This window comes from Dactylosporangium sp. NPDC049140 (assembly GCF_040648435.1).
Map to the genome: position 1 here is coordinate 215540 of NZ_JBEZDS010000010.1, position 22867 is coordinate 238406.

Sequence of the window (22867 nt, forward strand, 5' to 3'; positions counted from 1 at the left end):
TCACGGAACCGGCAACGCCGGGGCGGCCGGGTTCAGGGCGGCGGTCACCGTGAAGTGCTCCATCTCCTCCAGCAGGCGGTGGACGGACTCGACCCGCAGGTAGGCCGTGTCCACCTCCGTGGTGATCTGGATCGTGCCGGGGACGTCGTCGATGTTGAGCATGAGTTTCTCGTTGAAGTACGGCAGCGGGGATTCGCGGAGGCAGGTCGTCTGCGGGCGCAGCGCCAGGATCGCCGGTCCGTCCGGGGCGGACTGCGGCGCGCGCAGGGCCAGGCGGCGCTCGTTGTAGAAGACCTGCAGGTCGATCGGCTCGCCGCGGTCCTTGGCCACCCGGTCGATGAGGGTCTGGCGCGTCGCGGGGTCGTAGTAGGCGTACTTCGACGCGCTCAGCGAGGACCGGCGGGCGCGCAGGACGGCCTCCTCCGCGGTGATGTCGCGCGGGTCCAGGACCACCAGGCCGTTCTGGGAGAACGGCGAGACCACGTCGGCCAGGCCCGGGCGGAAGCGGTTGCCGACGATGACCTGGGTCGCGAAGGGGGCGGCGCCGACCACCCGGGTGAAGGCGACGGCGTACGCGGCCAGCAGAACGGGGGCGGTGTCGATCGACAGGAGCGCGGCCAGGCGTTCGCTCGCGGCGTGCAGGGCGGCGGAGGTCCACACGAGCTGGCGGAAGCGGGGGGCCTGCGGCTCGCGGTAGCCGTCCGGGAAGCGCTGCGGGGGGATCGTGCGCAGCTGGGACTCCCAGTGGCGCATGGCGTTGGCGGTCTGGCGGGTCTCGGTGCACTGCTGGGCCGCGACCTCCAAGGGGCCGGTCGCCGGCGCCGCGCCGAGCTCGTGGTGCCCGGGCAGCTCGCGGATCATCGTGGCCAGGCCTGTCGCGTCGGTGGCGATGTGGCAGACCTCGACCAGGACGTGGGTCACCGGGCCGCCGGCGCCGGAGCGGACCACGGCCATGCGGATCGGCCACTCCGTGGTGTAGTCGAAGGTCCGGGACTTCCAGGCGGCGAACACCTCGGCCGCCAGCGCCGCCGCCGCGGGCGGATCGGTCCCGGCGGTGTGGACCTCCAGGTACGCCTCGCCGCTCGCGAAGACCTCCTGGGTGGTCGTGCCGTCCGGGGCGAAGCGGAGCAGGGTGCGCATCGACGGGTAGCGCGTCATGAAGAAGCGGAGCTCGCCGGCGAAGTCCGCGACCGTGCGGCCGTCCTCTACCGGGACCACGCCGCCCATGCTCATGGAGCTGCCCATCTCCCGCATGGCCTGGAAGACCTGCTGCTGGCCCCACGTCAGGCGGCCGCGGCCCGCGCCGCCGGCCTCGAAGGTCACTGTGATGCGTTCCATGTCTGGCGATCGTTCGCCCAGACATTGATGTAGGCAAGAAGACTAATGGATGGACGCACGGGGCTGACCGACCGAGTTCGAGGTTGGATAAAGCCTCAGCCAGATCCTCGGGGTGGCCCTGTCCAACGAGGGCCTCGCTCCCCGGCGAGCTGCTGCGGCAGGCCGACACCGCGATGTACACCGCGAGGAAACGCCGCCGGACGGGCGCCTGCCAAATCTATGAGGCGGCATGAACTACGATATCGTATAATCCGATCTCGTGGTATTCCTCCTGCTCGACCTGCAGCGCGCCACCCACGCCACCCTCCAGCGGCTCACGACCGACCTCGCCGACCTGCGGCTCGCCCCGTCCGAGCTCAACGCCCTGGCCAACCTGGCCCGCCACCCCGGCGGCGCGACGGTGTCGGAGCTCGGCGCGGCGGCCGGCACCCGCCCCACCACCCTCACCGGCATCCTCGACCGCCTGGAGCAGCGCGGCCTGCTGGCCCGCGGCCCGCACGAGCACGACCGGCGCACCGTCGTCGTGCGGCTCACCCCGGACGGGTCGGCGACGGCCGACCGGGTGCTCGCCGCCCTGGCCGACCTGGAGCGCCGGGCCCTGGCGAGCCTGCCGCCCGGCGCCGCGGACGATGTCGCGGCGGTACTGCAGGCGCTCACCGAGGCCGCGCGATGACCTCCTTCGAGGAGCTGTTCGCGACCGTCACCGCCGGGCCGGGGCGCTTCGGGCACCGCGAACATGTGCACCTGACCTGGCTCGCGATCCGCCGGGTGGGCCCGGACTCGGCGGTCGCGCTGGTCAGCGACGGCATTCGGCGCACGGCCCGGTACGCGGGGCAGCCCCGCAAGTACCACGTCACGATGAGCCGCGGCTGGGTCGAGCTGATCGCGGCCCGCATGACGCCCGGTGACCCCGACTTCGACACCTTCGCGGCGCGGCGCCCGGAGGTGCTCGGCAAGCGGCTCCTGAGCGAGCACTACCGGCCGGGCACGCTCGCGACGGAGGCGGCGCGGACCGGCTGGGTGCCGCCCGACGCGAAGCCCTTCGAGCTCATTGATGCACCGCCGCCACCTGCTTGACGTGGCGCAGGGCCGGCACCGACTCGAGGCGCTCCACGCCCCGCAACGGGCCGATCCGGTGCGTGATGTACGTGTACAGCTGCGCCATGTCATGGCAGATCACGGTGGCCAGGAGGTTGGTCTCGCCCGTCGTCGCGGCCACGAACACCGCCTCCTCGTGCCGGGCCATCTCCTGCCCGACCGCGGCCAGGTGGGCCGGCGCGACCGTCAGCCAGAGCAGGAAGCGCGCCGGGTACCCCAGCAGCGCCGGGTCCATCTCCACGTCGAAGAAGACGGCCCCGGTCGCGCGCAGGTGCTCCAGGCGCCGCCGCACCGTCGACTCCGACCAGCCCGTCTCCGCGGCCAGCTGCGGGTAGCCGAGGCGGCCGTCGCGGTTGAGCGCGGCCAGCAGCGGCCGGTCCTCCTCGGCCAGGACGGCGGGGGTGCCCGGCGGCGGGCCGGACGGGCGCAGCCGCCGCACCTGTTCCGGGGTGAGGGTGATGGTGCGGGCCTCGCCGCCGACCGGGCCGCCGGCGAAGTGGTGCATGAGGCAGTGGGCCCGGACCGAGACGATGCGCGGGGTGCGCGGCAGCTTCTGCAGCAGCAGGGTCTCGCGGTCGGCGGTGCCCGGGTTCTGTACGACACAGGTGACCTCGGTGCCGCCCGAGCCGAGCGTCACCCAGGTGGTGTCGGGGCGGCGGGCCAGGGCGTCGGCGATCGGGCCCGCGCTGTCCGGCGTGGTCTGCAGGCGGATCGTCCACATGTCGTAGCCGAGGCGCACGCCGTCGGGCAGGGCCGCGACGCGCAGGCCGGCGTCGCGCATCCGGCGGTACCGCCGCGCCACCGTCTGGTCGGAGACGCCCAGGACGTCGGCGAGCACGCTGAACGAGACGCGCCCGTCGAGCCGCAGCGCGTCGACGATTCCGTGGTCCAGGGTGTCGACTTCCACCACCTCACGGTAGCTCAGGTCGGAATCCGCCGCGAAGGGCCGGAAACCTACCGGCAAAGCGGCGCGCACCGCACATTCGTCGGCATGCACAAATGGTCTGCTCTCACCGCCGTCTCCATCGGCACGTTCATGCTGCTCGTCGACGTCACGATCGTGACCGTCGCGCTGCCCGCCGTGGCCCGCGACCTCGGGGCCACGCTCGGCGGGCTCCAGTGGGTGCTCGACGGGTACGCCCTCGCGCTCGCCGCCGTCCTGCTCGCCTCGGGCGCGCTGGCCGACCGGCACGGGCGCCGGAAGGTGTACCTCGGCGGCACCGTCCTGTTCGCGGCCGCCTCGCTGCTGTGCGCGGTCGCCCCCGACGCGGGCCTGCTGATCGCGGCCCGGTTCCTGCAGGGCCTCGGTGGCGCCGCGATGTTCGCCACCACCGTCGCCATCCTCAGCGTCGCCTACTCCGGCAAGGACCGCGGCGTCGCCTTCGGGGTCTGGGGCGCGGTCAACGGCGCCGCCGCCGCGGCCGGGCCGATCGCCGGCGGGCTGCTCACCGAGCACCTGGGCTGGCGCTGGATCTTCCTCGTCAACCTCCCGGTGAGCCTGGTCGCGATCTGGTTCACCCTGCGCGGTGTCACCGAGTCCCACGGGCGCGCGAGCACCGGCAACAAGCTGGACCTCGCCGGCACCGTCACCTTCACGCTCAGCGCCGCGGCCGTCACGTTCGCCCTGATCCGCGGCGGCGACGCCGGCTGGGCCGCGCCGAGCACCCTGGCCGCCTTCGCCCTCGCCGCCCTGGCCCTGGTCGCGTTCATCGCGGTCGAGCGGCGCACCGACCACCCGATGCTGGACCTGCGCCTGTTCGCCCGGCCGTCCTTCAGCGCCCTCATGGCGGCGGCGGTACTCGCCCAGGCCGCCGCCTTCGCGTACCTGCCCTTCACCACGGTCTGGCTGCAGCAGTTCCTCGGCAAGGGCCCGGTCGACGCCGGCCTGCTCGGCGCCCTGCCGATGAGCGCGGCCGCGTTCGTCGCCGCGGCGTTCGGCGGTCGGTTCCTGCAGCGGGTACCCCCGCGCTGGAGCATCGGCACCGGCCTGCTGCTGATCGGCGCGGGCGCCCTGCTGCAGGCCCGGCTCACGCCGGCCTCGACCGGGGCCGCGCTCATCCCCGGCCTGATCGTCGTCGGGCTCGGCGTGGCCGCGGTGCTGCCGACGATGGCCTCGGCCGCCCTGGCGGCGGTGCCGAACGAGCGCAGCGGCATGGCCGGCGGCGCGGTGAACACGTTCCGCCAGCTCGGCTTCGCCCTGGGGGTGGCCGTGTTCGGCTCGATCTTCGCCCACCGGCTCGCGGGCCGGCACGCGCCGACCGACGCCGTGAACCACGTGGTCGCCGTGGCCGGCTTCGTGGCCCTGGCCGCCGCGGTCCTCGTGCTCCTCGTGGTGCGCACGGGCCGCCCGGCCTGGGAGGCCCCGGCCGCCCCGAAGGCCGCGGAGCACCCGGTCGTCGGCGAATCGGTGTAGATCGCGCCCATAATGGCGGGATGGACGTCACCTGGTGGGGGCACGCGACCGTGGCCATCCGCGAGCGCGGAGTCACGATCCTGACCGATCCGGTGCTGCGCGACCGCCTGGCGCACCTGCATCGCCGGCGGGGGCCCCGGCCGCAGCTGGACCGGGCCCCCGACGCGGTCGTCGTGTCCCACCTGCACTCCGACCACTGCGACCTGCCGTCCCTGCGGCCGCTGCCGCCGTCCACGCGGCTGATCGTGCCGCACGGGGCGGCGGCGTTCCTGCGCTCCCGGCTCGGCGAGCGCGACTTCGTCGAGCTGCGGGCCGGGGAGGAGACCAAGGTCGGCGACGTGACCGTGCGGGCGGTGCCGGCCGCGCACGACGGCGGCCGGACGCCGAAGTCGCGCATCCGGGCGGTGGCCCTGGGCTACGTGGTCAGCGGCGACCGCTCGGCCTGGTTCGGCGGCGACACCGGGCTCTTCGACGAGATGAAGGAGCTCGGCCCGGTGGATCTGGCGCTGGTACCGGTCTGGGGCTGGGGCTGGACCCTCGGCCCCGGCCACCTCGACCCGGGCCGCGCCGCCGAGGCGATGCGGCTGGTCGAGCCCGGCCAGGCGGTGCCGATCCACTGGGGCACGCTGTGGCCGATCGGCTGCGGGCGGGTGCGGCCCGACCGTTTCCACCGCCCCGGCGACGAGTTCGCGGAGGCCACCCGGGGCACCGCCCCGCGCACCGACGTGCGCGTGCTCGCACCCGGCGAGAGCCTGACCGTTTCGTGATCACGCTCGGGGGCCTGGCCGCCGCGGTGGCGATCATGTTCGGAATCGTGGCGGCCGGCTCGATCCTCCCGGTCCTGCCGACCGGGGCCGCGGTGAGCGCGACGGCGGTGCTGGGCGCGCACTACAGCCCCCTGGCCGTGCCGGTCGTGATCGCGGCCGGCGGCCTGGGGGCCTACCTCGGCGACGCCGTCACCTTCGCCATCTGCCGCGCCGGCGGGGAGGCGCTCACCCGGCGGCTGCGGCTGCTGCGCCAGCCGTGGAAGCTCGCCGGGACGGTGCGGGAGCGGCTGCGCCGGCGGCCGGTGACCGCGCTGCTCGTGTCGCGGCTGGTGCCCGGCGGCCGGATCCCGGTGCTGCTCACGGCCGCGATCGTCGGGCTGTCGTGGCGTGCCTTCATCGTCTCCAACGTCGCCGCGTGCCTGCTGTGGTCGGCCACCTACTCGGCGATCGGCCTGCTCAGCCGCAACGTCTTCCCGCAGCCGTGGCAGGGCGTGGTCTGCGCGATCGTCGTCGTGCTCGTCGCCGGGCAGGTCGCGGGCCGGGTGGAGAAGCGCCGTCAGGCCCGCGCCGGCAGGGACTCGGGGGCGCAGGTCACGCCGTAGCCTCCACGTAGATCGTCTCGTCGTTGCGCAGCACCTGGTCGAGGTCGGCCACGTCCGGGCGGGCGCCCTCGCGGTAGGCGCGCACCGCGATCGCGTCCTCGCCGAAGCCGGCCGCCGTCAGCGCGTAGCGCAGCTCCTCGAGGTCGTAGAGCCAGCGGTGGCCGTACACGTAGAACAGCTGGTTGAACATGAACGCCCCGCGCGCGGGCATGGCGGGAGCGACCCCGGTCAGGGCCCGGTTCATGCGCCGGCGGTGCTTGCCGAAGAAGCCGTCGTGGCTGACGTAGCTCTCGGCGTACACCTTCAGGTCGGGCGTGGTGATCCGCAGCAGGCCGCCGGGGCGCAGGATCCGCCGGACCTCGCTCAGCCAGGCGATCCCGGCCCGCAGGGTCACGTGCTCGATCAGGTGCTCGGCGTAGACCCAGTCCACGGTGTCGTCGGCGACCGGCAGCGGGCCGGTGATGTCCATCTCGGCGAAGTACGCGCTGCCGTCCACGCGGTACACCTGGCCGGGCCCGGTCTTCGTGCCGTCGGCCGCGGTGAGCGAGACGAGGTCGGTGCCCAGCCCCTGCGGGTGGCTCGTCTTGAACGCGGCGAACTCGATGCCGGTCAGGCCGAGCCGGTCGAAGTGCGAGCGGTCGAGCACCTCGGCCTCGAGCTCGGGGGCGAGCTTCTCGACGCGGGCCAGGTCGTCGGTGAACGAGTCGACCGTGGCGGCCAGCTCCTGCGGGTCTTCCCAGTTCCAGGGGCGTAACGCGGCCTCAGACATGCGTCGATCTAAACACCTCGAACTCTTGCGGACAAGGGAAGATCCTTGTCCCGCAACGGGGTTTCGGGCGGCGGCGCGCGCAGCCCGAGCTCGTCGAGCCAGGCCACCAGCCGCTCGTGCACGGCGACCGGGCCGCGCAGCTCGGCCGAGGGCATCGGCCACTCGGCCGGGTGCACCAGGATCGCCTCGGTCTGCCAGCCGCCGATGCCGCCGTGCGAGCCGACCAGCTCCTCGAACGCGGCCACCTCGTCGGTGCCCGCGTCGACCCGGCTCACCACAACCAGGTCGCCGACGTGGGCCATGCCCTGGTGCTCGAGCAGGTCCGCGGCCGCGGCCGGGCCGTAGGGCAGCAGCGGGTCGTCGCCCTCGACGCGCCCGTCGCGCAGGTGGTGCCGGCCGGCCGGGCCGATCGCCACCGGGCCGTCCGCGGCCGCGGCGACGACGAGCCCGATGCCCGGGTGCTTGGCCAGCCCGTCGACCAGGCCGGGGCGCAGCGCCTCGACCGCGTCCAGGTCGGCGCGGCCGGGGACGCCGGTGAGGTACAGCATGGCCAGGTTCCCGGACGCGATCGTGATCACCTCGCCGCGCGGGCCGACGGTCACCGGGCCGCACGAGCGGGTCTGGTGCGACACGCCGGCGAGCAGGGTGTTGGCCCGGCCCCAGTCCTCGTCGTCGGGGCCGCTCATCGGCTCGGAGCCGTTGCCCGCGAGGTCGCCGACGAGCTGCTCGAGCGTCACGCCGTACCGCTGGCTGAAGGTGGCCCCCTGGCTCTGCCCGTGGTCGGAGAGCACGACGATGCGGTAGTCGCGGGCCGCGACCCGGGCGAGCTTGTGCAGCGTGCCCAGCACCCGGTCGAGCCCCTCCAGCGTCTGCAGGGCCTCCGGGCGCAGCGGCCCGGCGTGGTGGGCGACCTCGTCGTAGTCGACGAAGTCGCAGTAGACGACCGGGGCGCCCCGGCTCATCTGCTCGGCGATGAGCGAGACGTTCAGGTCGCGCAGCAGCACGTTGGTGACCGCGCGCAGCGCGACGTACGCGGCCGTGCGCGGCACCCGCGGGTACACGTTGCGGAACCGCTGGCGGCGCGCCTGCTGGATCTCCTTGAGCATCTCGCCGACGGAGAGCACGAGCGCCCGCGCGAAGCCGTAGGGGCTGGCGACGAAGGCGAGGTAGCCGCGCGCCGACCGGCCGGGCAGCGCGGCGTTGCTGAAGGTGAGCAGGCTCGTCGGCGCGTCGCCGGAGAAGACGTTGCTGATGCTGACCCCGTCGTCGGCGAGCAGGCCGCGGCCGGTGGAGATGCGGGCCTCGACGTCGGCGGCGTCGCGGGGCCGGTTGGTCACCACGAGCCGGGCGCCGTCCTTCTCGTACCACCGGAACGCCGGGATCTGCCCGAAGTCCCCGTGCATGATGCCCGCCTGGCTGGCCGGGGTGGTGGCCGGCAGGCCGGTGTGCCAGGCGCGCATCGAGTGGGTGCCGGTGCGCAGCCACCTGCCGAGGTTGGGCAGGTTGCCGGCCTTCACCGCCCACGACAGCAGCGGCGCGGAGAGCCCGTCGAGCTGCACGATGAGCACCCCCGGCTCGGTCGCCGGCGTGCCCCGGTGCCGGCGGGCCATCTGCCGCAGCGCCTGGCCGAGGAAGACGTCCTCGCTGCCGGCGTCGGCCAGCCAGTTGACCAGCGCGGTCAGCACGGCCGCCAGCCAGCTGGCGATCCAGGCGTCGGCGAAGGAGTCGACGCTCACCCCCTTCGCGAGGTGCAGCGCGGTGAACATGACCACGGCCTGGATGATCACGCCGACGGCGAGCACCCCGACGCCGCCGACGAGCACGGCCACGCCCAGCAGCGCCAGGCGCATGAGGGTGCCGATGGCGGCGAGCAGCACGGTGAGCTCGACCAGGGCCGCCGGGCCGCCGCTGGCGCGCACGCCGGGCAGCGCCCAGAAGGTGACGGCGAGGACGACGAAGCTCGTCACGCCGGAGCGCAGCAGCGACTTGCCCCACGCGACGGTCAGGCGCCAGTCGCGCAGCAGCCGCAGTGCGAAGCGAACACGCTGAGCGACGACCCCCACGGCGCCAAGATTACGGGCTTCTGCACCGGCGCGGGATCCATCAGCTCGGTGACCGCCTGCACATACCGGCCGGCGCTGCGCGTGGTCTCCCGGGCCGCGGCCCAGCGCGCGCCGGGGTGCACCGGGCGCGGCGCGGCGAGGACGTGACGCAGGGCGGTGAGCTCGGCCAGGTGCGCGTCGAGGAGCGCCAGCAAGTCGGGGTGCACCTCCTGTTTATCCCACGTTCATCTTCGCGAGGTGGGTCGCTCACTGCGACAATGGATGGCATGGCCGGAAAGCTTGAAGTCGAACGCAAGTACGAGCTGCCGGACGGTTTCGCCCTGCCGGACCTCACCGGGGTCGGCGGCGTCACTTCAATCGGCGAACCCGACGACCAGCAGCTCGACGCCGTGTACTACGACACCGAGGGGCTGCACCTGGCGCGGGGCCGGGTCACGCTGCGCCGGCGCACCGGCGGCAACGACGCCGGGTGGCACCTCAAGCGGCCCGCCGGCGGCGAGCGCAGCGAGCTGCAGCTGCCCGCCAACAACCGCCAGCGCACCCCGCCCCGCGCCGTGGCCGACCAGGTCCGCGCGCTCACCCGCGGCGCCGACCTCGCCCCCATCGCCCGCATCCGCACCCACCGCGTCGAGCGCGCGCTGCGGAGCGCCGACGGCAACACCGTCGCACTGCTCGCCGACGACCGCGTGAGCACCGAGTCGCTGCGCGACGGCGGCAGCGCCCGCCGCTGGCACGAGCTGGAGATCGAGCTCGTCGACGGCGACCCCAAGGCCCTCGAGCGCCTCGACGCGGCGCTGCGCAAGGCCGGCGCCCGCCCGGCGAAGAGCCCCTCGAAGCTCGCCCAGGCCCTCGGCCCCGACTACCCGCAGCCGATCGGCGCGCGGCTGCGCGGCCCCAAGGCCGGCCGGGCCCTGGCCGCTTACCTCGCCGCCCAGCGCGACGCCCTGATCGAGCAGGACCCCCACGTGCGCGGGGGCGACGCCGAGGCCGTGCACAAGATGCGGGTGGCGACCCGTCGCCTGCGCTCCACCCTGCGCTCGTTCGCCCCGCTGCTCGACGGCGACCTCGACCGCCTGCACGACGAGGTCAAGTGGGTCACCGGCCTGCTCGGCGAGGTCCGCGACTGCGACGTGATGAGCGAGCGCCTGGCCGGCCTCGTGCACGCCGAGCCGGTCGAGCTCGTCCTCGGCCCGGTCGCGGCCCGCATCACCTCGCTGCTCGCGGCACGGGCCGCCGAGGGCCGCCGGGCGCTCACCGCGGGGCTGGACAGCCGGCGGTACACCGACCTGCTCAACGAGATCGACTCGCTGGTCCTGCGCACGGCCCGGCCGGAGCGCATCTCCCGCCGGCGGCTCATGCGCCGAGCGCTCAAGGCCCTGCAGCGCGCCGACGGCCGCCTGGCCGGGGCCGAGAGCGACGAGCGGATGCACGAGGCGCGCAAGGCCTACAAGCGGGCCCGGTACGCCGCCGAGCTGGTCGTGCCCCTGGGCGGCAACGCCGCCACGCGCCTGGCCGACCGGGTCACCGACCTGCAGGACGCGCTCGGCAACCACCAGGACGCGCTGGTGACCGGCGAGCTGCTGCGGCAGTACGGCATCTCCGCGTACGGCGCCGGCGAGAACGCGTTCACCTACGGGCTGCTGCACGCCCGCGCCGACGAGCACGGCCGGCGCTCGCTGCGGGACGTGCCCAAGGCCCACCGCAAGGTCCGGAAGGCGGCGCGGGCCCTGTACGGGTGAGCGCCGGGTGACACGGGGTGCGTGGGTTCGATAAGGTTCGAAGTCCGCATCCCTCTCACCCCGGGTTGACCAGTGCAGCTGCAGATCCACCTCGAGCCCTTCGGGGACGGCCCCACGCCCGACGTCGACGAGCTGCTCAACCTCCAGCGGTGGCTGGTCGGCGAGCCCGGCATCGTGCAGTCCGAGATCGGGCTGTCGACCGCGACGGTCCCCGGCGAGCTCTCCGCCGCCGTGGAGATCATCAGCCTGGTGCTCGGCACCGGGCTGTCGGTCGGGCAGCTGCTGCTCGCGGTGTCGAACTGGCGGCGGACCCGGCCCGTGGCGCCGGCGATCGTGCTGACCCGCATCGACCCCGACGGGCGGTCGGTGCGCATCGAGTCCTCCGACCCGGCGGCCGTCGCCGCCGCGGCGCGGGCGCTCGACGGCTGAGCCGGGCCGGACGGTGGCGGAACTGGCTGACCCGCGCGTCTCGCGGGCCGTGCTCGTCGGCGGGGCGCGGTACGCGGCACTGCCCGAGGTGGCGGCGATCACGAGGAACCTCAACGGGCTCGCCGGGGTGCTCCAGGACCCCGACCTGTGGGGGCTGGCCCCCGAGCACTGCACGGTGCTGCACGACCCCGACGACGCCCGCGAGGTGTCCCGGGTGCTGCGCCGGGCCGCCGAGGACACCGCCCCCGAGGGGATGCTGGTCGTCTACTTCGCCGGCCACGGGCTGGTCGACCCCATCGACGGCAGTCTGGTGCTGGGGCTCCGGGACACGGATCCGGCGGTACCGTACGAGGCCGGTCTTCCCTTCGAGCTGATCCGCCGCGCGGTCGCCGGCAGCCGGGCCCGCCGCCGCCTGGTGATCCTCGACTGCTGCTACGCCGGGCGCGCCGTGGGCCACCTCGCGGGCGGGGAGTCGGGCAGCCAGGCGGTCGCGGACCAGGCCGGCACCGACGACACCTGCCTGCTGGTCTCCGCGCCCCGCAACCGCACCGCCCAGGCCCCGCCCGGCGAGCCGTACACCGCCTTCACCGGCGAGCTGCTGCGGGTGCTGCGCGGCGGGCTGCCCGACCGCCCGGCCGTGCTCGACGTGCGCACCGTGTGGCGGGAGGTGACGCTGCGGCTGCGCGAGCGCGGCTTCGAGCTGCCGGAGCTCCGCTCGGCCGGCGATGAGCTGCCCTTCGTGATGAACGGCGCCCGCCACCACCGCGACCTCGTCGGGCGGATCGTGGTCGCCACCGCCGCCGTCGAGGACCGCGACCTGCGCCAGGCCGCGGTGCTGATCCTGCGCCACGACCGGTCCCGGGGCGCCGTCGGCGTGCGGATCAACCGGCCCACCACCGACCCGCTGCCCGTCGACATCCCGCAGGGCTGGCGGCGGCTGCTGACCACGCCGGCGGTGCTCTTCGACGCCGGGCCGCTGAGCCGGTACGAGGGCTTCATCGCCGTCGCCCGGCTGCGTCCCGACGTCGAGCCGCCGCTGCGGTGGCGCCCCATCCGCGACCGCCTCGGCGTGATCGCCCTGTCCGCCGACCCGCAGCCGCTGGCGCCGGTGATCGCCGGGCTGCGGCTGTTCTCCGGCTACCTCGGCTGGGGCCCCGACCAGCTGGAGGCCGACATCGACGGGGGCCTGCTGCTGCTCAGCGACGCCGACGTGCGCGAGGCGCTGTCGAGCCGGCCGCGGGACCTGTGGACGACCCTGCACGCCCGGGCCGCGGGCGAGTAGAGCCCAGGAAGGTGGACATGGAGCTGAGGCTCATCGACGAGGTCGTGTCGGCGATCCGCCACGGCGGGACGGTGACGCTCATCCTCGGCGCCGGGATGACGATGCCGGCCGTGCCGGGCCTGGAGGAGCTCGTCGAGCTCGCGGACCGCTACGCGGCCGGCCTGGGCGACGACGGCGAGCTCACCCAGGCGCTGCGGCAGGCGCGGGAGGGGCTCGACCCGCACGCGCTGCCGATCGACGTGTACCTCGCGTACCGCCGCGTGTTCACCGCCCGCCGCTCCTCCGGCGAGTTCGACGTCGTGGCCCAGCAGGCGGTGCTCGCCGGCTACCGGGCACCCGACCTCAACTCCTCGCCGCTGGCCACGCACGGCATCTGGCAGCGCGTCGACCTGCGCCTCGGCGAGCGGGTCGAGAACAGCCTGGACTGGTGGGAGCTGCCGGCCGGGGTCCGCGCGGTCGGGCGGCTGCTGGCCGGGCGGCCCGACGAGTTCGGCAACAGCGTGCTCACCACGAACTTCGACCCGCTCTTCGAGGTGGCGGTCCGCCAGACCGGCCGGCAGGCGGTCAGCGTGCCGGTCGCGCCCGACGGCCGCCCGGACCGCCGCCCCGAGGGCGAGGGCGCGGTGCAGGTGTTCCACCTCCACGGGTTCTGGCGCCCGGTCAGCGAGGAGGTGCGCTCGCCGCTGCTGCACGACCCGGCGCCCGACGCCACCGCGTCCGAGGCCCACTCGCGGGCCCTCGCGGAGCTGGTCACCGGGGATCTCGTGCTCGTGGTGGGGTACAGCGGCTGGGACGACGTCGTCACCGGCGCCCTGCGGGCCGTCGCCGCGTCGCGGCCGGTCCGGGTGCTGTGGGCGCTGCACGACGCGGCCCCGCTGCTGCTGCCCGACCGCCTGGCCGGGCTTGTCGAGTTCTTCACCGACATCCACGGCGACGACCTGTTCACCGGCCTCGCCGACCGGCTGGAGGTGCCGCCCGCCGGCCCCCGCGTCGACCCCCGGCGCCGGGTCCGCCACCTGGAGTGGGAGCGCGAGCTGTTCTCCCAGCCCGGCAACACCGCCCCGGAAGGTGTGCTCCCCCTGCTGCGCCAGCTCGAACGGCGCTACGGCTGGGGCGTGGACTGGGCCGCCGACCCGCAGCGCCCGCGGCTGCTCTTCTGGCCGGTCCGGCTGCGCGCCCGGGCGTCGCTCATCAACGCCGTGCAGTCCCTGACCGCCGCGGCGCTGAGCGCGCGCGGCGTGCGCGTGGTCGTGTGCCTCGACGACTTCGGCATCACGGGGCGCGAGGAGCTCAGCGCCGCGTTCGCGGCCGACCTGACGCGCTGGATGCGCCGCGTGGACCCGGCCGCCGAGCCGCGGGTGGTCTCGCTGCAGGACTACGTGGCCACGGCGTCGGCGTCCCTGGAGCGCCCGACGGACCCGTGGTCGGTGGCGCGCGTCTTCTACGGCGAGCGCAACCCGTCGCTGTACAGCGTGCTGGCCGCGATCAAGGTCGTACCGCACCTGGCCCTGCACGATCTGGAGCGCAACGCGGGCGCGATCGTGCAGACGCTGCTGAGCAAGGACGCCAACCGCCTGCTGACCCCGCTGACCACCTGGTCCTACCTGCACCACCTGCTGGAGAACGAGCCGGCGGCGGGGGTGATGGCCTACGCGGGCAGCGACGAGCGGCTGCTGTGGGAGCAGTTCCGCGAGCACTTCGGCCTGGGCGGGACGCTGCTGTACAACCCGTACATCAAGCACCTCACGAACGAGTCGCGCATGGTGCGGTGGACCTCGCCGGAGGAACTGCGGGCCTACCTGTCCTCCACGCGCGGGCTGCCGGGGTGGGGCTCGGAGGGCGGCTACGTGCACTGGCTCGTGCAGAACGCGTTCCTCCTGCCGCGGTACCTGACGGGCTCCTCGTTCCCGGAGGCGGGCGGCTACAACCTGGACTCCTGGTCGGCGTTCGCGGCGGCCCTCTCGGCGGGCGTGCCGGTGCTGGACCTGCTCGCCGAGGACGTCTCGTCCTTCTACCTCGGCTAGTCATCCGATATGCCGGTTATGTCAGGGGGCCCTTCGTAGGGTCGCTGACCTGGCGTTGTGCAGGTAGCGTTTGGGGCATGACGGTGGGGGTCCTGTCGGCGAGCGGGATTGATCGCTGCGTTTCGTTACTCGGCGAAGAACTGACGGCGTACATTGCGGGCGCCGCCACGGTGAACGAGTTCCACCGGTGGCGGGGCGACCGGGGCCGCTGGGCGGAGTTCGGCGCCCGCATCCAGGGCGCGGTCGAGGTGGCCGACGCCTTCGCGCGGGCGAACCGGCTCGGCGCGGCGGCCGGCTGGCTGCGCGAGGTGGGGGCCGCGGGCATCGCGGGCCGCTCCCCGGCGCGCCTGCTGCGCGAGGCGACCGGCGACACCCTGAAGCGCGTGATCGACGCCGCCGAACGCTTCACGAGGCGCTGACGCCCCGGCGTCCGGCCGGAGCGGATGACGCTGTATACCTGATCTCGGAGTGGGTCTCGAACGTTTCCGCATCCGAAATTTCCGCTTTGTGCCAGGCTGCAGGTGTCAGCTTCACCGCGACCTAAGGACGCGCCGTGGGTAACACGTTGCTCCTCCAGCGCCTCGACGTCGGCGAGTTACTCGAGCGGCTGACCGCCGAGGTCCGCGCCGGCCGCGAACCGGCCGGCCGGCCGTACCGCCACGTCAACGGCTTCACGAAGATCGTTGCCGCCGAGTACGCCGACGGCAGCCGCCTCACCCTGCACTACTGGGCCGCCGACCGGGCCGAGCGCGAGCACGTCTCGCGCCCGCACGACCACCGCTTCCCCTTCAGCTCGATCCTCCTGGGCGGCCGCCAGCGCTTCATCGAGCTGGCCGAGCTCGAGGCCGCCCCCGCCTGGCGCCGCTTCGCCTACCGCCCGTACGCCGGCGGCCGCATCGCGTACGTCTCCTTCACCGGAAATGTCGGCCTCCAGCCCTTTCGCACCGTGGAGCGGGCGCCGCTGCAGGGCCACTACGAGACGACGTCGGCCATCGTCCACCAGGCGGTGACCGACCGCACCCAGCCGTGCGCGACCCTGGTGCTGCGCGGCCCCCGGGAGAAGCGCCGGTCCCAGGTGTACTACCGCCCGGACGAGCCGCCCCCGCGCGGCGGCGTGCAGCTGGGCCGGCGCCTGGACCGGGCCGAGGTGGTACGCCAGCTGGAGAACATCGCCGAGATGATCGCGTAGTCCTGCCGAAGGAGCGCCGGGGTGCTGTCGCCACGGTTCGAGGAGGCGCTGGCGTACGCCGCCCGCCGCCACGGCGGCCAGGTGCGCCACAACACCGGCACGCCGTACGTCTCGCACCTGCTGGCCACGTGCGCGATCGTGCTGGAGGAGGGCGGCGGCGAGACCGCGGCGATCGGCGCCCTGCTGCACGACGTGCTCGAGGACCAGCCCACCGGCCGCGGCGCGCTGCGGGCGGAGTTCGGCGACGACGTGTACCGCATCGTCCACGACTGCACCGACGCCGACGCCACCGAGCGGCGGAGCCTGACGTGGTGGGAGCGCAAGCGCGAGCACCTGGGCCGCATGAGCTCGGAGGCCGGCGTCGAGTCGCTGCTCGTCATCGCGGCCGACAAGGTGTGCAGCCTGCAGTCCCTTGTGGACGATCTGCACCGCTTCGGCCCGGCGCTGTTCGACCACAGCGCCCGCACCGCCGGCGAGCTGCTGTGGAACTACCGCGAGGTGCTGGGCGTCCTGGAGCGCAAGCTCGGCGACCGGCCGGTGGTGTCCCGCCTGCGCCGCCTGGTGGCCGAGTTCGACACCGCAGCGGGCAGTCCCGAGCCGCCGTGAGGGGTTCTGCCAGTACCTGGAACGACAGCCACTGCCACCGCGACCAGAACGTGGGTTGAATGGACCTCATGAAGCAGCGAACCCTCGGCACCGGCCTGACCGTCTCGGAGATCGGCTACGGCTGCATGAGTCTCACCGGCGCGTACGGCAACACCGGCGGACCCGCGCGGGAGGACGCCATCGCGCTGATCCGTCGCGCCGCCGACCTCGGCATCACCTTCTTCGACACCGCCGAGGTGTACGGGCCGTTCACCAACGAGGACATCGTGGGAGAGGCGCTGGAACCGCTGCGGGACCAGGTGCGGATCGCCACCAAGTTCGGGTTCGCCTTCGCCGAGAACGGGGCGGAGCCGGGCGGGCTCTGCAGCCGTCCGGACAGCATCCGGCGGGCGGTGGAGCACTCCCTGCGCCGGCTCCGCACCGACCACATCGACCTGTACTACCAGCACCGGGTCGATCCCGAGGTGCCGATCGAGGACGTCGCCGGCACCGTCAAGGAACTGGTGGAGGCCGGAAAGGTGCTGCACTTCGGCCTGTCGGAGGCCGCCGCCGCCACGGTCCGCCGGGCGCACGCGGTGCTGCCGGTCGCGGCGGTGCAGAGCGAGTACTCGATGTGGTGGCGCGACCGCGAGCAGGACACGATTCCCGTCCTGGCCGAGCTGGGCATCGGCCTGGTGCCGTACAGCCCGCTGGGCAAGGGCTTCCTGACCGGCACGATCGATGCCACGACCACGTTCGCCGACAGCGACTTCCGCGGCCGGACGCCACGCTTCCAGGGTGAGGCCCTGGCCGCCAACCTCGCCCTGGTCGACGTCCTCAACCGGCTCGCCGCCGAGGCCGGCGCCACCCCGGCCCAGCTGGCGCTGGCCTGGCTGCTGAACCAGCACCCCTGGATCGTGCCCATCCCCGGCACCAAGAGCCGGCACCGGCTGGAGGAGAACACGGCCGCCGCATCGGTGGAGCTCACCGCCGACCGGCTGGCCGAGCTGCGGGCCGCGGCCGATCAGATCAGCATCGTCGGAGCCCGTTACCCCGAGGCCCAGGAGGCCATGGCCAACCGCGACGCGCCCCTGCCGCCCACCTAGGCCGCGTCCCCGGCCCGTCCGGCGGTTGCCGTCGATCCGGGCCGATGACAAGATCTCCCCCGTGCGCTTGGACCTAACGCCCCTGGCGGGCTTTCACGGCGAGCTCCTCACGCCCTACGACCCCGCGTACGAAGGGGCCCGGGTGCTGTTCAACACCCGCATCCGGACCCGGCCCGCGCTCATCGCCCGCTGCGCCGACGCCACCGACGTCGCCGCCGCCGTGCGGTTCGCGCGGGACAACGGCCTGCCGATCGCCGTGCGCGGCGGCGGGCACCACGCCGGCGGGCTGTCCCTTGTGGAGGGTGGCGTCGTCGTCGACGTCGGGGGGATGGGCGCGATCGACTTCGACCCCGAGGGCCGGACGGTCACGGTCGGGCCCGGCGTCGGATGGCGCGAGATCGACCGGGTCACCTACGCGGGGCACAGCGAGACCGGCGCCGACGGGCTCGAGTACGGGCTCGCCGGGCCCGGCGGCGAGTGCCCCACGGTGAGCAACGCCGGGTACAGCCTCGGCGGCGGGTACGGGCCGCTCGGGCGCACGTACGGGCTCGGCTGTGACCATCTCGTGGAGGTCGAGCTCGTCGATGCGGACGGGGAGACGCTGAAGGGCACCGAGCACCCCGACCTGTTCTGGGCGCTCCGCGGCGCCGGCGGGGCCGGGTTCGGGGTCGTGACGAGCCTGACGTACCGGCTCAACCCGCTGCCCAAGACCGTCGTCGGCGGCGTCATCGCGTGGCCGCTCGCCCGGGCCCGCGAGGTCTTCGCCGCCTACCGCGACCTCTACCGGGACCGGGCCGACGAGAAGCTCGCGCTCTGCCTGCTGCTGACGACCGAGCCGTACCCGGACGGCGAGCCCGTCATCGCGATGTACGGCATGTACGTCGGCCCGCCCGCCGAGGCCGAGGCCGCCTTCGCCCCCGTGCACGCGCTCGGCGAGCCGCTCTTCAGCTCCATCGGCGAGACGGACTACCTAGACCTGATGACCGGCATGGGCGAGGAGATCGTGTACGGGCTGCAGTCGAAGTGGCTCGGCGGGTACTTCGGCGACGAGGGGTTCGACGAGGCCGCCTTCGAGGTGCTGACCGAGGGCTTCCGCAGCGCGCCGTCCGGGTTCTCCATAGTGCGCTTCGACCTGCTCGCGGGCGGGGCCGTCGCGCGGGTGCCGGCCGATGCGACCGCGTTCGTGCACCGCCGGGCGCTGCACTACGTCTCGGTGATCGCGCAGTGGCCGGGCGACGAGGAGACGGCCGCGAACGTCGCGTGGATCGACGGGTTCGCCCGGGCGTTGCGGCCGCACCTGACCGGGGAGGTGTACCAGAACTACGCCGACCGCGACCTGGAGGACTGGCCCGCGGCCTACTACGGCGCCAACTACCCGCGCCTGCAGTCGGTCAAGGCCGCGTACGACCCGCGGGACGTCTTCCACCACCCGCAGTCCATCAGACTGCCGTGACGGCCGCGTCCTCCAGGGCCAGGCTGAAGCGCTCGACGTCGGCCGGCGCGATGGCGTGGGTGTCGGCCCAGATGCCCAGCTGGACCGCGTCGCCCTCGGTGTCGGCCTGCACGTAGAGGGAGCCGTCGTAGGCCGGCAGCTCGCGCTCCCACCGCCCGGTCGTCCGCGCCAGCAGGGACCGGACCGCGGCGGCGCCCGGGACCGCGCCCGGCCGCGGGGCGGGGGCCCGGCGGTCGTTGACGAAGCAGGACAGGTCGACCGGGCCGCCGAGCGAGGCCAGCATCTCGGCGTGGCCGGACGGGTCGTAGTAGCCGTGCAGGTACGCCGCCGTGGCCGACCGCCACACGCGCGCCACGAGGTCGTCGAAGGGCGGCGACGGGTCGATGACGACCAGGCCGGGCTGGGTCAGGTGGCACACGGCATCGGCACAGCCGGGGCGGAACCGGTTGCTCACCAGCACCTGCACGACGACGGGGCGCAGGCCGGTCACGCGCTCGAGGGCGACGGCATACGCGGCCAGCAGCACGTGCCCGGTCTCGGCCCGGGTGCGCGCGGCGACCGCGCCGAGCGCCAGATGCAAGGCCGGGGACCGGAAGGTGTACTCCCGGAAGCGCGGCGTCCGCGGATCGTCCGAGCCGGCCAGGCGCGCGGCCGGTACCCCGGCGAGCAGACCCTTCCAGTGCCGCAGCGCCTTCGCGCTCTGCCGCTGCCCGGCCGGCGAGCCCTGCTGCGCGGCGAGCTCCAGCGGCCGCAGCCCCGGCACCGGCGGCGGGTCGGCGGCGTCCCGGTGGGCCAGGTCCCGCACGATCGCGTCGATGCCGAACCCGTCCACGGCCAGGTGGCTGTACTGCACGACGAGGTGCGACGGCCGTCCGGCGCGCGCGACCACGCCCATCCGCACCGGGTACTCCCGCGCGAGGTCGAACGGCGTGAACTCGTAGTGCCGGCGCAGCGCCTCGGCGTCGGCGTCCGTGTGCCCCTCGGCGACGTCCAGGTGCACGGTGCCGGCCGCGTCGACGACCTGGCGCACCGGGTCGCCCGCGGCGTCGAGCGCGAACCGGGTACGCAGGGCCTCGTGGCGGCTCACGACGTACGACAGCAGGCCCTCGTACTGCTCCACCGTCGCCGTCGCAGGCACCGGGATCGTCCCGCCGACGTTCAGCGTGCGCCCGGTGCGCCGCATCGTCTGCCAGATCTCGCGCTGACCCCATGTCAGCGGGCCCTCACCGCCGCCGGCCCCGCGGAAGGGCACCGCCACCCGCTCGCTGTCCACAATGGACCTCCAGGTTGAGAGTTAACTGAAAAAGCCAAGGTTGACACCCTTGCCGCGGCGGGACGATGCTCAACCCGAACGGCCCGGCAGCCGGGCGCGCAAGGCCTCGGCCGAGCGCGGTTCGGACCGGCCGCCGGCCGGAAAGCCGTAACTGCAACGCATCCCCGCGCTCCCTCGAGCGGCGGACGAACGGGCGGCCCCAGCGCGGGCCGCCCGTTTCGCATTCCCGCGCGTAGTCCAATATCCATTGGCATCCGTCTACGCAAATGAGGGTGAGAAAAAGGGTTGTCCGTTTGGACCCGAATGAACCGTTCTTTGCCCTGGGAAAAATACCCGCAACGAGTCGAACCACCACGAATGAACAGCATTGACATGGCATCTGAGCTGGGACGATGCTGTCCTGGTCATCCGCGAACGACAATGCAAGGAGGTGCCACCATGGCGAACGTGTCGGGCCGCAAGAACCTTTCTGGCCGGAGCATCTCGGGCTGATCCGGCGGGCGGCCCGAATATTCGGGCCGCCCATCTATTCTGGAAGGACACGGCGTGGAGACGTATCCGGCGACCGTCGGGCAGCTGTCGGTCTGGCACGACCTCGTGCGCATCCCGGCCGAGCGCCGGTGGGAGGCCAACCTGCAGTTCACCTGGGACCTCCCGGACGGCGCGGCCGAGCAACCGGTGTGGGACGCCCTGGCCCGGCTGGCGCGCCGGCACGGCTCGCTGCGCACCCGGTACGTCGTCGACGAGAACGGGCTCCCCCGGCAGTGGCTGAGCGAGGACACCGCGGCGGTGCACGAGCAGGTGCGGCAGGGCACCGCGGACGCGGCCGAGCGGGCCGAGGCCGAGCGGCGCGAGCTGCGCACCGCCATCGACGTGCGCACCGAGCTGCCCTGGCGGGCGCTGCTGCTGCTCGCCGGCGGGCGCCCGGCGGCGCTCGTGGTCACCCTGCACCACATGGCCGCCGACGGGGTCGCGGGTCTCATCATGCGCGACGACTTCCTGCGGCTGCTCGCCGGCGAGGAGCTGCCGGCCGCCCCGGGCCCGCGGGAGCTGGCCCTGGCCCAGCAGGGCGCGGACGGCGGGCGGCTGCGCACCGCGGAGCGCCACTGGCGCCGGACCCTGGCCGCCGCGCCCCGGGTGAGCAGCGCCGGGGGTGCGGGCGGCAACGAGCGCATCGGCGCCACCCTGCGCACCGGCATCCCGATGCCCCACGCGCACGCCATGGCCGCCACGACCGGGGTGAGCCTGTCCAGCGTGCTGCTCGCCGTCTACCACCGGGCGCTCTGCGCGGCCGGCGACGAGACCGCGCACCTGATGTTCTCGATGTCGAACAACCGGTACGACGACACCCAGGCGGCCATGGTGACCAGCCTGAACCAGTGGGTGCCGCTGCTGCTGGACGCCGGGACGTCCAAGCCCGCGGCGCCGCTGGCGACGGTCGCGGAGCGGGTGCACTGGAAGCACTTCGGGGCCCTCAAGCACGGCGTGTACTCCCCCGCCGCCGCCGCGGCGGCCCGCGCCGAGCAGCCGGACGTCGACCTCGGTTACCACTACAACCCGATGCTCACGCCGCCCGGCTTCCCGTCGGCCGACCGTGCGGCGCCCCCCGCCGTGGAGTACTACGAGCCCGCCCGGGCCACCGGCCCCGGCTTCTACGTCATCGCCCGGGGCCTGACGTCGCTGGAGCTCGACCTGCGGGTGGGCCGCCCCGGCTGGGACGGCCCCCGCGTCCGGACCTTCGTGGACCGGGTGACCGCGGAGCTGCACGCGCTCAGTCCCGCAGCGAGCGGCCCGTCTTGGTGAGGAACACGTCGTCGAGGGTCGGGCGGTGCAGCTCGATCGTCGTCAGCGAGAGCCCGGCCGCCTCGAGGGTCCGCATGATCTGCGGGATCGCGGTGTCGCCGGACTCGACGGTCAGGCGCAGCTCGCCGTCGTCGCGGACCTCCACGTCCCGGGCGAACGGCTGGCCCTTGAGGACGCCGGCCGCGTCCTCGGCCGAGGCGAAGCCGCCGACGGTCACCACGTCGCCGGAGATCTCGCGCTTGAGCGCGTCCGGCGTGCCCTCCGCCACGATCTCGCCGTGGTCGATGATGGCGATGCGGTCGCAGAGCGCGTCGGCCTCGTCGAGGTAGTGCGTGGTGATGAAGACCGTCATGCCCTCGGCGCGCAGGCGGCGCACCTCGTCCCACATGTGGGCGCGGCTCTGCGGGTCCAGGCCCGTGGTCGGCTCGTCGAGGAAGAGCACCTGCGGGCGGTGGATGACGCCGAGCGCGATGTCGAGACGGCGCCGCTGCCCGCCGGAGTAGGTCTTGCACTTGCGGTCGGCGAAGTCGCTCAGCTCGAACGACTCGATGACCTCGGCGGCGCGCGTGGTGGCCTCGGCGCGGCCCATGCCGTACATCCGCGCCTGCAGGATCAGCTCCTCCCGCGCGGTCACGTCGTCGGCGGTGCTGCCGCCCTGCGCGACGAAGCCGATCGCGCGGCGGACCGCGCCCTGCTCGGAGCGCAGGTTCGCGCCGGCGATGGTGGCCTCGCCGTCGTCGGGCGGGATCAGCGTGGCGAGCATCCGCAGGGTCGTGGTCTTGCCGGCGCCGTTGGGGCCGAGGAAGCCGAAGATCTCGCCCTCGGCGACGTCGAGGTCGATGCCCTTGACCGCCTCCACCTCGGTGACCTGCCGCTTCGCCTTGGTCTTGTAGGACTTCTTGAGGCCCTTGGTCTTGATCATCGCAGTCTCCCT

22 protein-coding genes are annotated in these 22867 nt (G+C 74.0%); 15 read left to right on the plus strand and 7 right to left on the minus strand.

Annotated elements, in window-relative coordinates; genetic code table 11:
- A complete protein-coding gene (locus AB0B76_RS19270; protein WP_360376585.1) occupies nt 1-1338 on the minus strand; it encodes a condensation domain-containing protein in 1338 nt (445 codons plus the stop codon).
- Between the two features lie 259 nt (nt 1339-1597).
- Here AB0B76_RS19270 and AB0B76_RS19275 point away from each other — a divergent pair, with 259 nt between their 5' ends.
- Together AB0B76_RS19275 and AB0B76_RS19280 are read left to right on the plus strand one after the other, a co-directional pair.
- Nucleotides 1598-2011, plus strand: a complete 414-nt coding sequence (locus AB0B76_RS19275) for a MarR family transcriptional regulator (protein ID WP_360376588.1) — start codon at nt 1598-1600, stop codon at nt 2009-2011.
- On the plus strand, nt 2008-2415 hold the full coding sequence (locus AB0B76_RS19280; protein WP_360376590.1) for a hypothetical protein: 408 nt from the start codon (nt 2008-2010) through the stop codon (nt 2413-2415). Before AB0B76_RS19275 ends, AB0B76_RS19280 begins: the two co-directional genes overlap by 4 nt.
- Here AB0B76_RS19280 and AB0B76_RS19285 read toward each other — a convergent pair.
- A complete protein-coding gene (locus AB0B76_RS19285) occupies nt 2387-3343 on the minus strand; it encodes an Lrp/AsnC family transcriptional regulator (protein WP_360376593.1) in 957 nt (318 codons plus the stop codon). The genes AB0B76_RS19280 and AB0B76_RS19285 overlap by 29 nt on opposite strands.
- An 84-nt stretch (nt 3344-3427) precedes the next feature.
- On the opposite strand from AB0B76_RS19285, the gene AB0B76_RS19290 reads away from it, so the two are divergent.
- Genes AB0B76_RS19290 through AB0B76_RS19300 form a run of 3 tightly spaced genes read left to right on the plus strand, consistent with a single transcriptional unit; the run spans nt 3428 to nt 6218 of the window.
- On the plus strand, nt 3428-4849 hold the full coding sequence (locus AB0B76_RS19290) for an MFS transporter (RefSeq protein WP_360376595.1): 1422 nt from the start codon (nt 3428-3430) through the stop codon (nt 4847-4849).
- A 20-nt stretch (nt 4850-4869) separates the two neighbouring features.
- Nucleotides 4870-5616 (plus strand): MBL fold metallo-hydrolase, encoded by a 747-nt coding sequence (locus AB0B76_RS19295; protein WP_360376597.1) that lies wholly within the window; start codon nt 4870-4872, stop codon nt 5614-5616.
- Nucleotides 5613-6218, plus strand: coding sequence for a VTT domain-containing protein (locus tag AB0B76_RS19300; protein ID WP_360376599.1), 606 nt, complete (start codon nt 5613-5615; stop codon nt 6216-6218). Before AB0B76_RS19295 ends, AB0B76_RS19300 begins: the two co-directional genes overlap by 4 nt.
- Here the strand turns inward: AB0B76_RS19300 and AB0B76_RS19305 are convergent.
- Genes AB0B76_RS19305 through AB0B76_RS19315 form a run of 3 tightly spaced genes read right to left on the minus strand, consistent with a single transcriptional unit; the run spans nt 6208 to nt 9256 of the window.
- Complete coding sequence (locus AB0B76_RS19305; protein WP_360376602.1) at nt 6208-6987, minus strand: methyltransferase domain-containing protein; 780 nt, start codon at nt 6985-6987, stop codon at nt 6208-6210. The genes AB0B76_RS19300 and AB0B76_RS19305 overlap by 11 nt on opposite strands.
- An 8-nt stretch (nt 6988-6995) precedes the next feature.
- Entirely contained in the window at nt 6996-9050 is a 2055-nt protein-coding gene (locus AB0B76_RS19310) for an alkaline phosphatase family protein (RefSeq protein ID WP_360376605.1), read from the minus strand.
- A complete protein-coding gene (locus tag AB0B76_RS19315) occupies nt 8990-9256 on the minus strand; it encodes a hypothetical protein (protein WP_360376608.1) in 267 nt (88 codons plus the stop codon). The genes AB0B76_RS19310 and AB0B76_RS19315 overlap by 61 nt, the downstream gene beginning before the upstream one ends.
- A gap of 60 nt (nt 9257-9316) precedes the next feature.
- Between AB0B76_RS19315 and AB0B76_RS19320 the strand changes: the two genes are divergently transcribed.
- The 9 genes from AB0B76_RS19320 (at nt 9317) to AB0B76_RS19360 (ending at nt 18857) form a co-directional block, all read left to right on the plus strand.
- Nucleotides 9317-10789, plus strand: a complete 1473-nt coding sequence (locus tag AB0B76_RS19320) for a CYTH and CHAD domain-containing protein (RefSeq protein WP_360376610.1) — start codon at nt 9317-9319, stop codon at nt 10787-10789.
- Nucleotides 10790-10861: 72 nt separating this feature from the next.
- Entirely contained in the window at nt 10862-11218 is a 357-nt protein-coding gene (locus AB0B76_RS19325; RefSeq protein ID WP_360376613.1) for a hypothetical protein, read from the plus strand.
- A 13-nt stretch (nt 11219-11231) separates the two neighbouring features.
- Complete coding sequence (locus AB0B76_RS19330) at nt 11232-12500, plus strand: YqgE/AlgH family protein (RefSeq protein WP_360376615.1); 1269 nt, start codon at nt 11232-11234, stop codon at nt 12498-12500.
- A 17-nt stretch (nt 12501-12517) separates the two neighbouring features.
- Nucleotides 12518-14524 carry an SIR2 family protein gene (locus AB0B76_RS19335; protein ID WP_360376618.1) on the plus strand — a complete coding sequence of 669 codons (2007 nt, stop codon included), beginning with the start codon at nt 12518-12520 and terminating at the stop codon, nt 14522-14524.
- Nucleotides 14525-14601: 77 nt separating this feature from the next.
- The gene (locus tag AB0B76_RS19340; protein WP_360376621.1) at nt 14602-14943 is read left to right on the plus strand and encodes a hypothetical protein; all 342 of its coding nucleotides are present in this window, start codon (nt 14602-14604) and stop codon (nt 14941-14943) included.
- Nucleotides 14944-15077: 134 nt separating this feature from the next.
- The gene (locus AB0B76_RS19345) at nt 15078-15713 is read left to right on the plus strand and encodes a hypothetical protein (RefSeq protein ID WP_360376623.1); all 636 of its coding nucleotides are present in this window, start codon (nt 15078-15080) and stop codon (nt 15711-15713) included.
- Nucleotides 15714-15734: 21 nt separating this feature from the next.
- A complete protein-coding gene (locus tag AB0B76_RS19350; RefSeq protein ID WP_360376626.1) occupies nt 15735-16319 on the plus strand; it encodes an HD domain-containing protein in 585 nt (194 codons plus the stop codon).
- A 68-nt stretch (nt 16320-16387) separates the two neighbouring features.
- Nucleotides 16388-17404, plus strand: coding sequence for an aldo/keto reductase (locus AB0B76_RS19355; protein WP_360376628.1), 1017 nt, complete (start codon nt 16388-16390; stop codon nt 17402-17404).
- A gap of 61 nt (nt 17405-17465) precedes the next feature.
- On the plus strand, nt 17466-18857 hold the full coding sequence (locus AB0B76_RS19360) for an FAD-binding oxidoreductase (RefSeq protein WP_360376631.1): 1392 nt from the start codon (nt 17466-17468) through the stop codon (nt 18855-18857).
- Here AB0B76_RS19360 and AB0B76_RS19365 read toward each other — a convergent pair.
- A complete protein-coding gene (locus AB0B76_RS19365) occupies nt 18844-20130 on the minus strand; it encodes a condensation domain-containing protein (protein ID WP_360376633.1) in 1287 nt (428 codons plus the stop codon). The two genes, AB0B76_RS19360 and AB0B76_RS19365, sit on opposite strands and share 14 nt — an antisense overlap.
- Nucleotides 20131-20676: 546 nt before the next feature.
- On the opposite strand from AB0B76_RS19365, the gene AB0B76_RS19370 reads away from it, so the two are divergent.
- A complete protein-coding gene (locus AB0B76_RS19370) occupies nt 20677-21933 on the plus strand; it encodes a condensation domain-containing protein (RefSeq protein ID WP_360376636.1) in 1257 nt (418 codons plus the stop codon).
- Here the strand turns inward: AB0B76_RS19370 and AB0B76_RS19375 are convergent.
- Nucleotides 21902-22855 (minus strand): ATP-binding cassette domain-containing protein, encoded by a 954-nt coding sequence (locus AB0B76_RS19375; RefSeq protein WP_360376638.1) that lies wholly within the window; start codon nt 22853-22855, stop codon nt 21902-21904. The two genes, AB0B76_RS19370 and AB0B76_RS19375, sit on opposite strands and share 32 nt — an antisense overlap.
- Between the last annotated feature and the right edge of the window lie 12 nt (nt 22856-22867).

Coding starts and splice junctions, on each gene's coding strand:
- AB0B76_RS19270 (WP_360376585.1), bottom strand. CDS start 1,338: ATGGAACGCATCACAGTGACCTTCGAGGCCGGCGGCGCGGGCCGCGGC.
- AB0B76_RS19280 (WP_360376590.1), top strand. CDS start 2,008: ATGACCTCCTTCGAGGAGCTGTTCGCGACCGTCACCGCCGGGCCGGGG.
- AB0B76_RS19290 (WP_360376595.1), top strand. CDS start 3,428: ATGCACAAATGGTCTGCTCTCACCGCCGTCTCCATCGGCACGTTCATG.
- AB0B76_RS19295 (WP_360376597.1), top strand. CDS start 4,870: ATGGACGTCACCTGGTGGGGGCACGCGACCGTGGCCATCCGCGAGCGC.
- AB0B76_RS19305 (WP_360376602.1), bottom strand. CDS start 6,987: ATGTCTGAGGCCGCGTTACGCCCCTGGAACTGGGAAGACCCGCAGGAG.
- AB0B76_RS19320 (WP_360376610.1), top strand. CDS start 9,317: ATGGCCGGAAAGCTTGAAGTCGAACGCAAGTACGAGCTGCCGGACGGT.
- AB0B76_RS19335 (WP_360376618.1), top strand. CDS start 12,518: ATGGAGCTGAGGCTCATCGACGAGGTCGTGTCGGCGATCCGCCACGGC.
- AB0B76_RS19340 (WP_360376621.1), top strand. CDS start 14,602: ATGACGGTGGGGGTCCTGTCGGCGAGCGGGATTGATCGCTGCGTTTCG.
- AB0B76_RS19355 (WP_360376628.1), top strand. CDS start 16,388: ATGAAGCAGCGAACCCTCGGCACCGGCCTGACCGTCTCGGAGATCGGC.
- AB0B76_RS19375 (WP_360376638.1), bottom strand. CDS start 22,855: ATGATCAAGACCAAGGGCCTCAAGAAGTCCTACAAGACCAAGGCGAAG.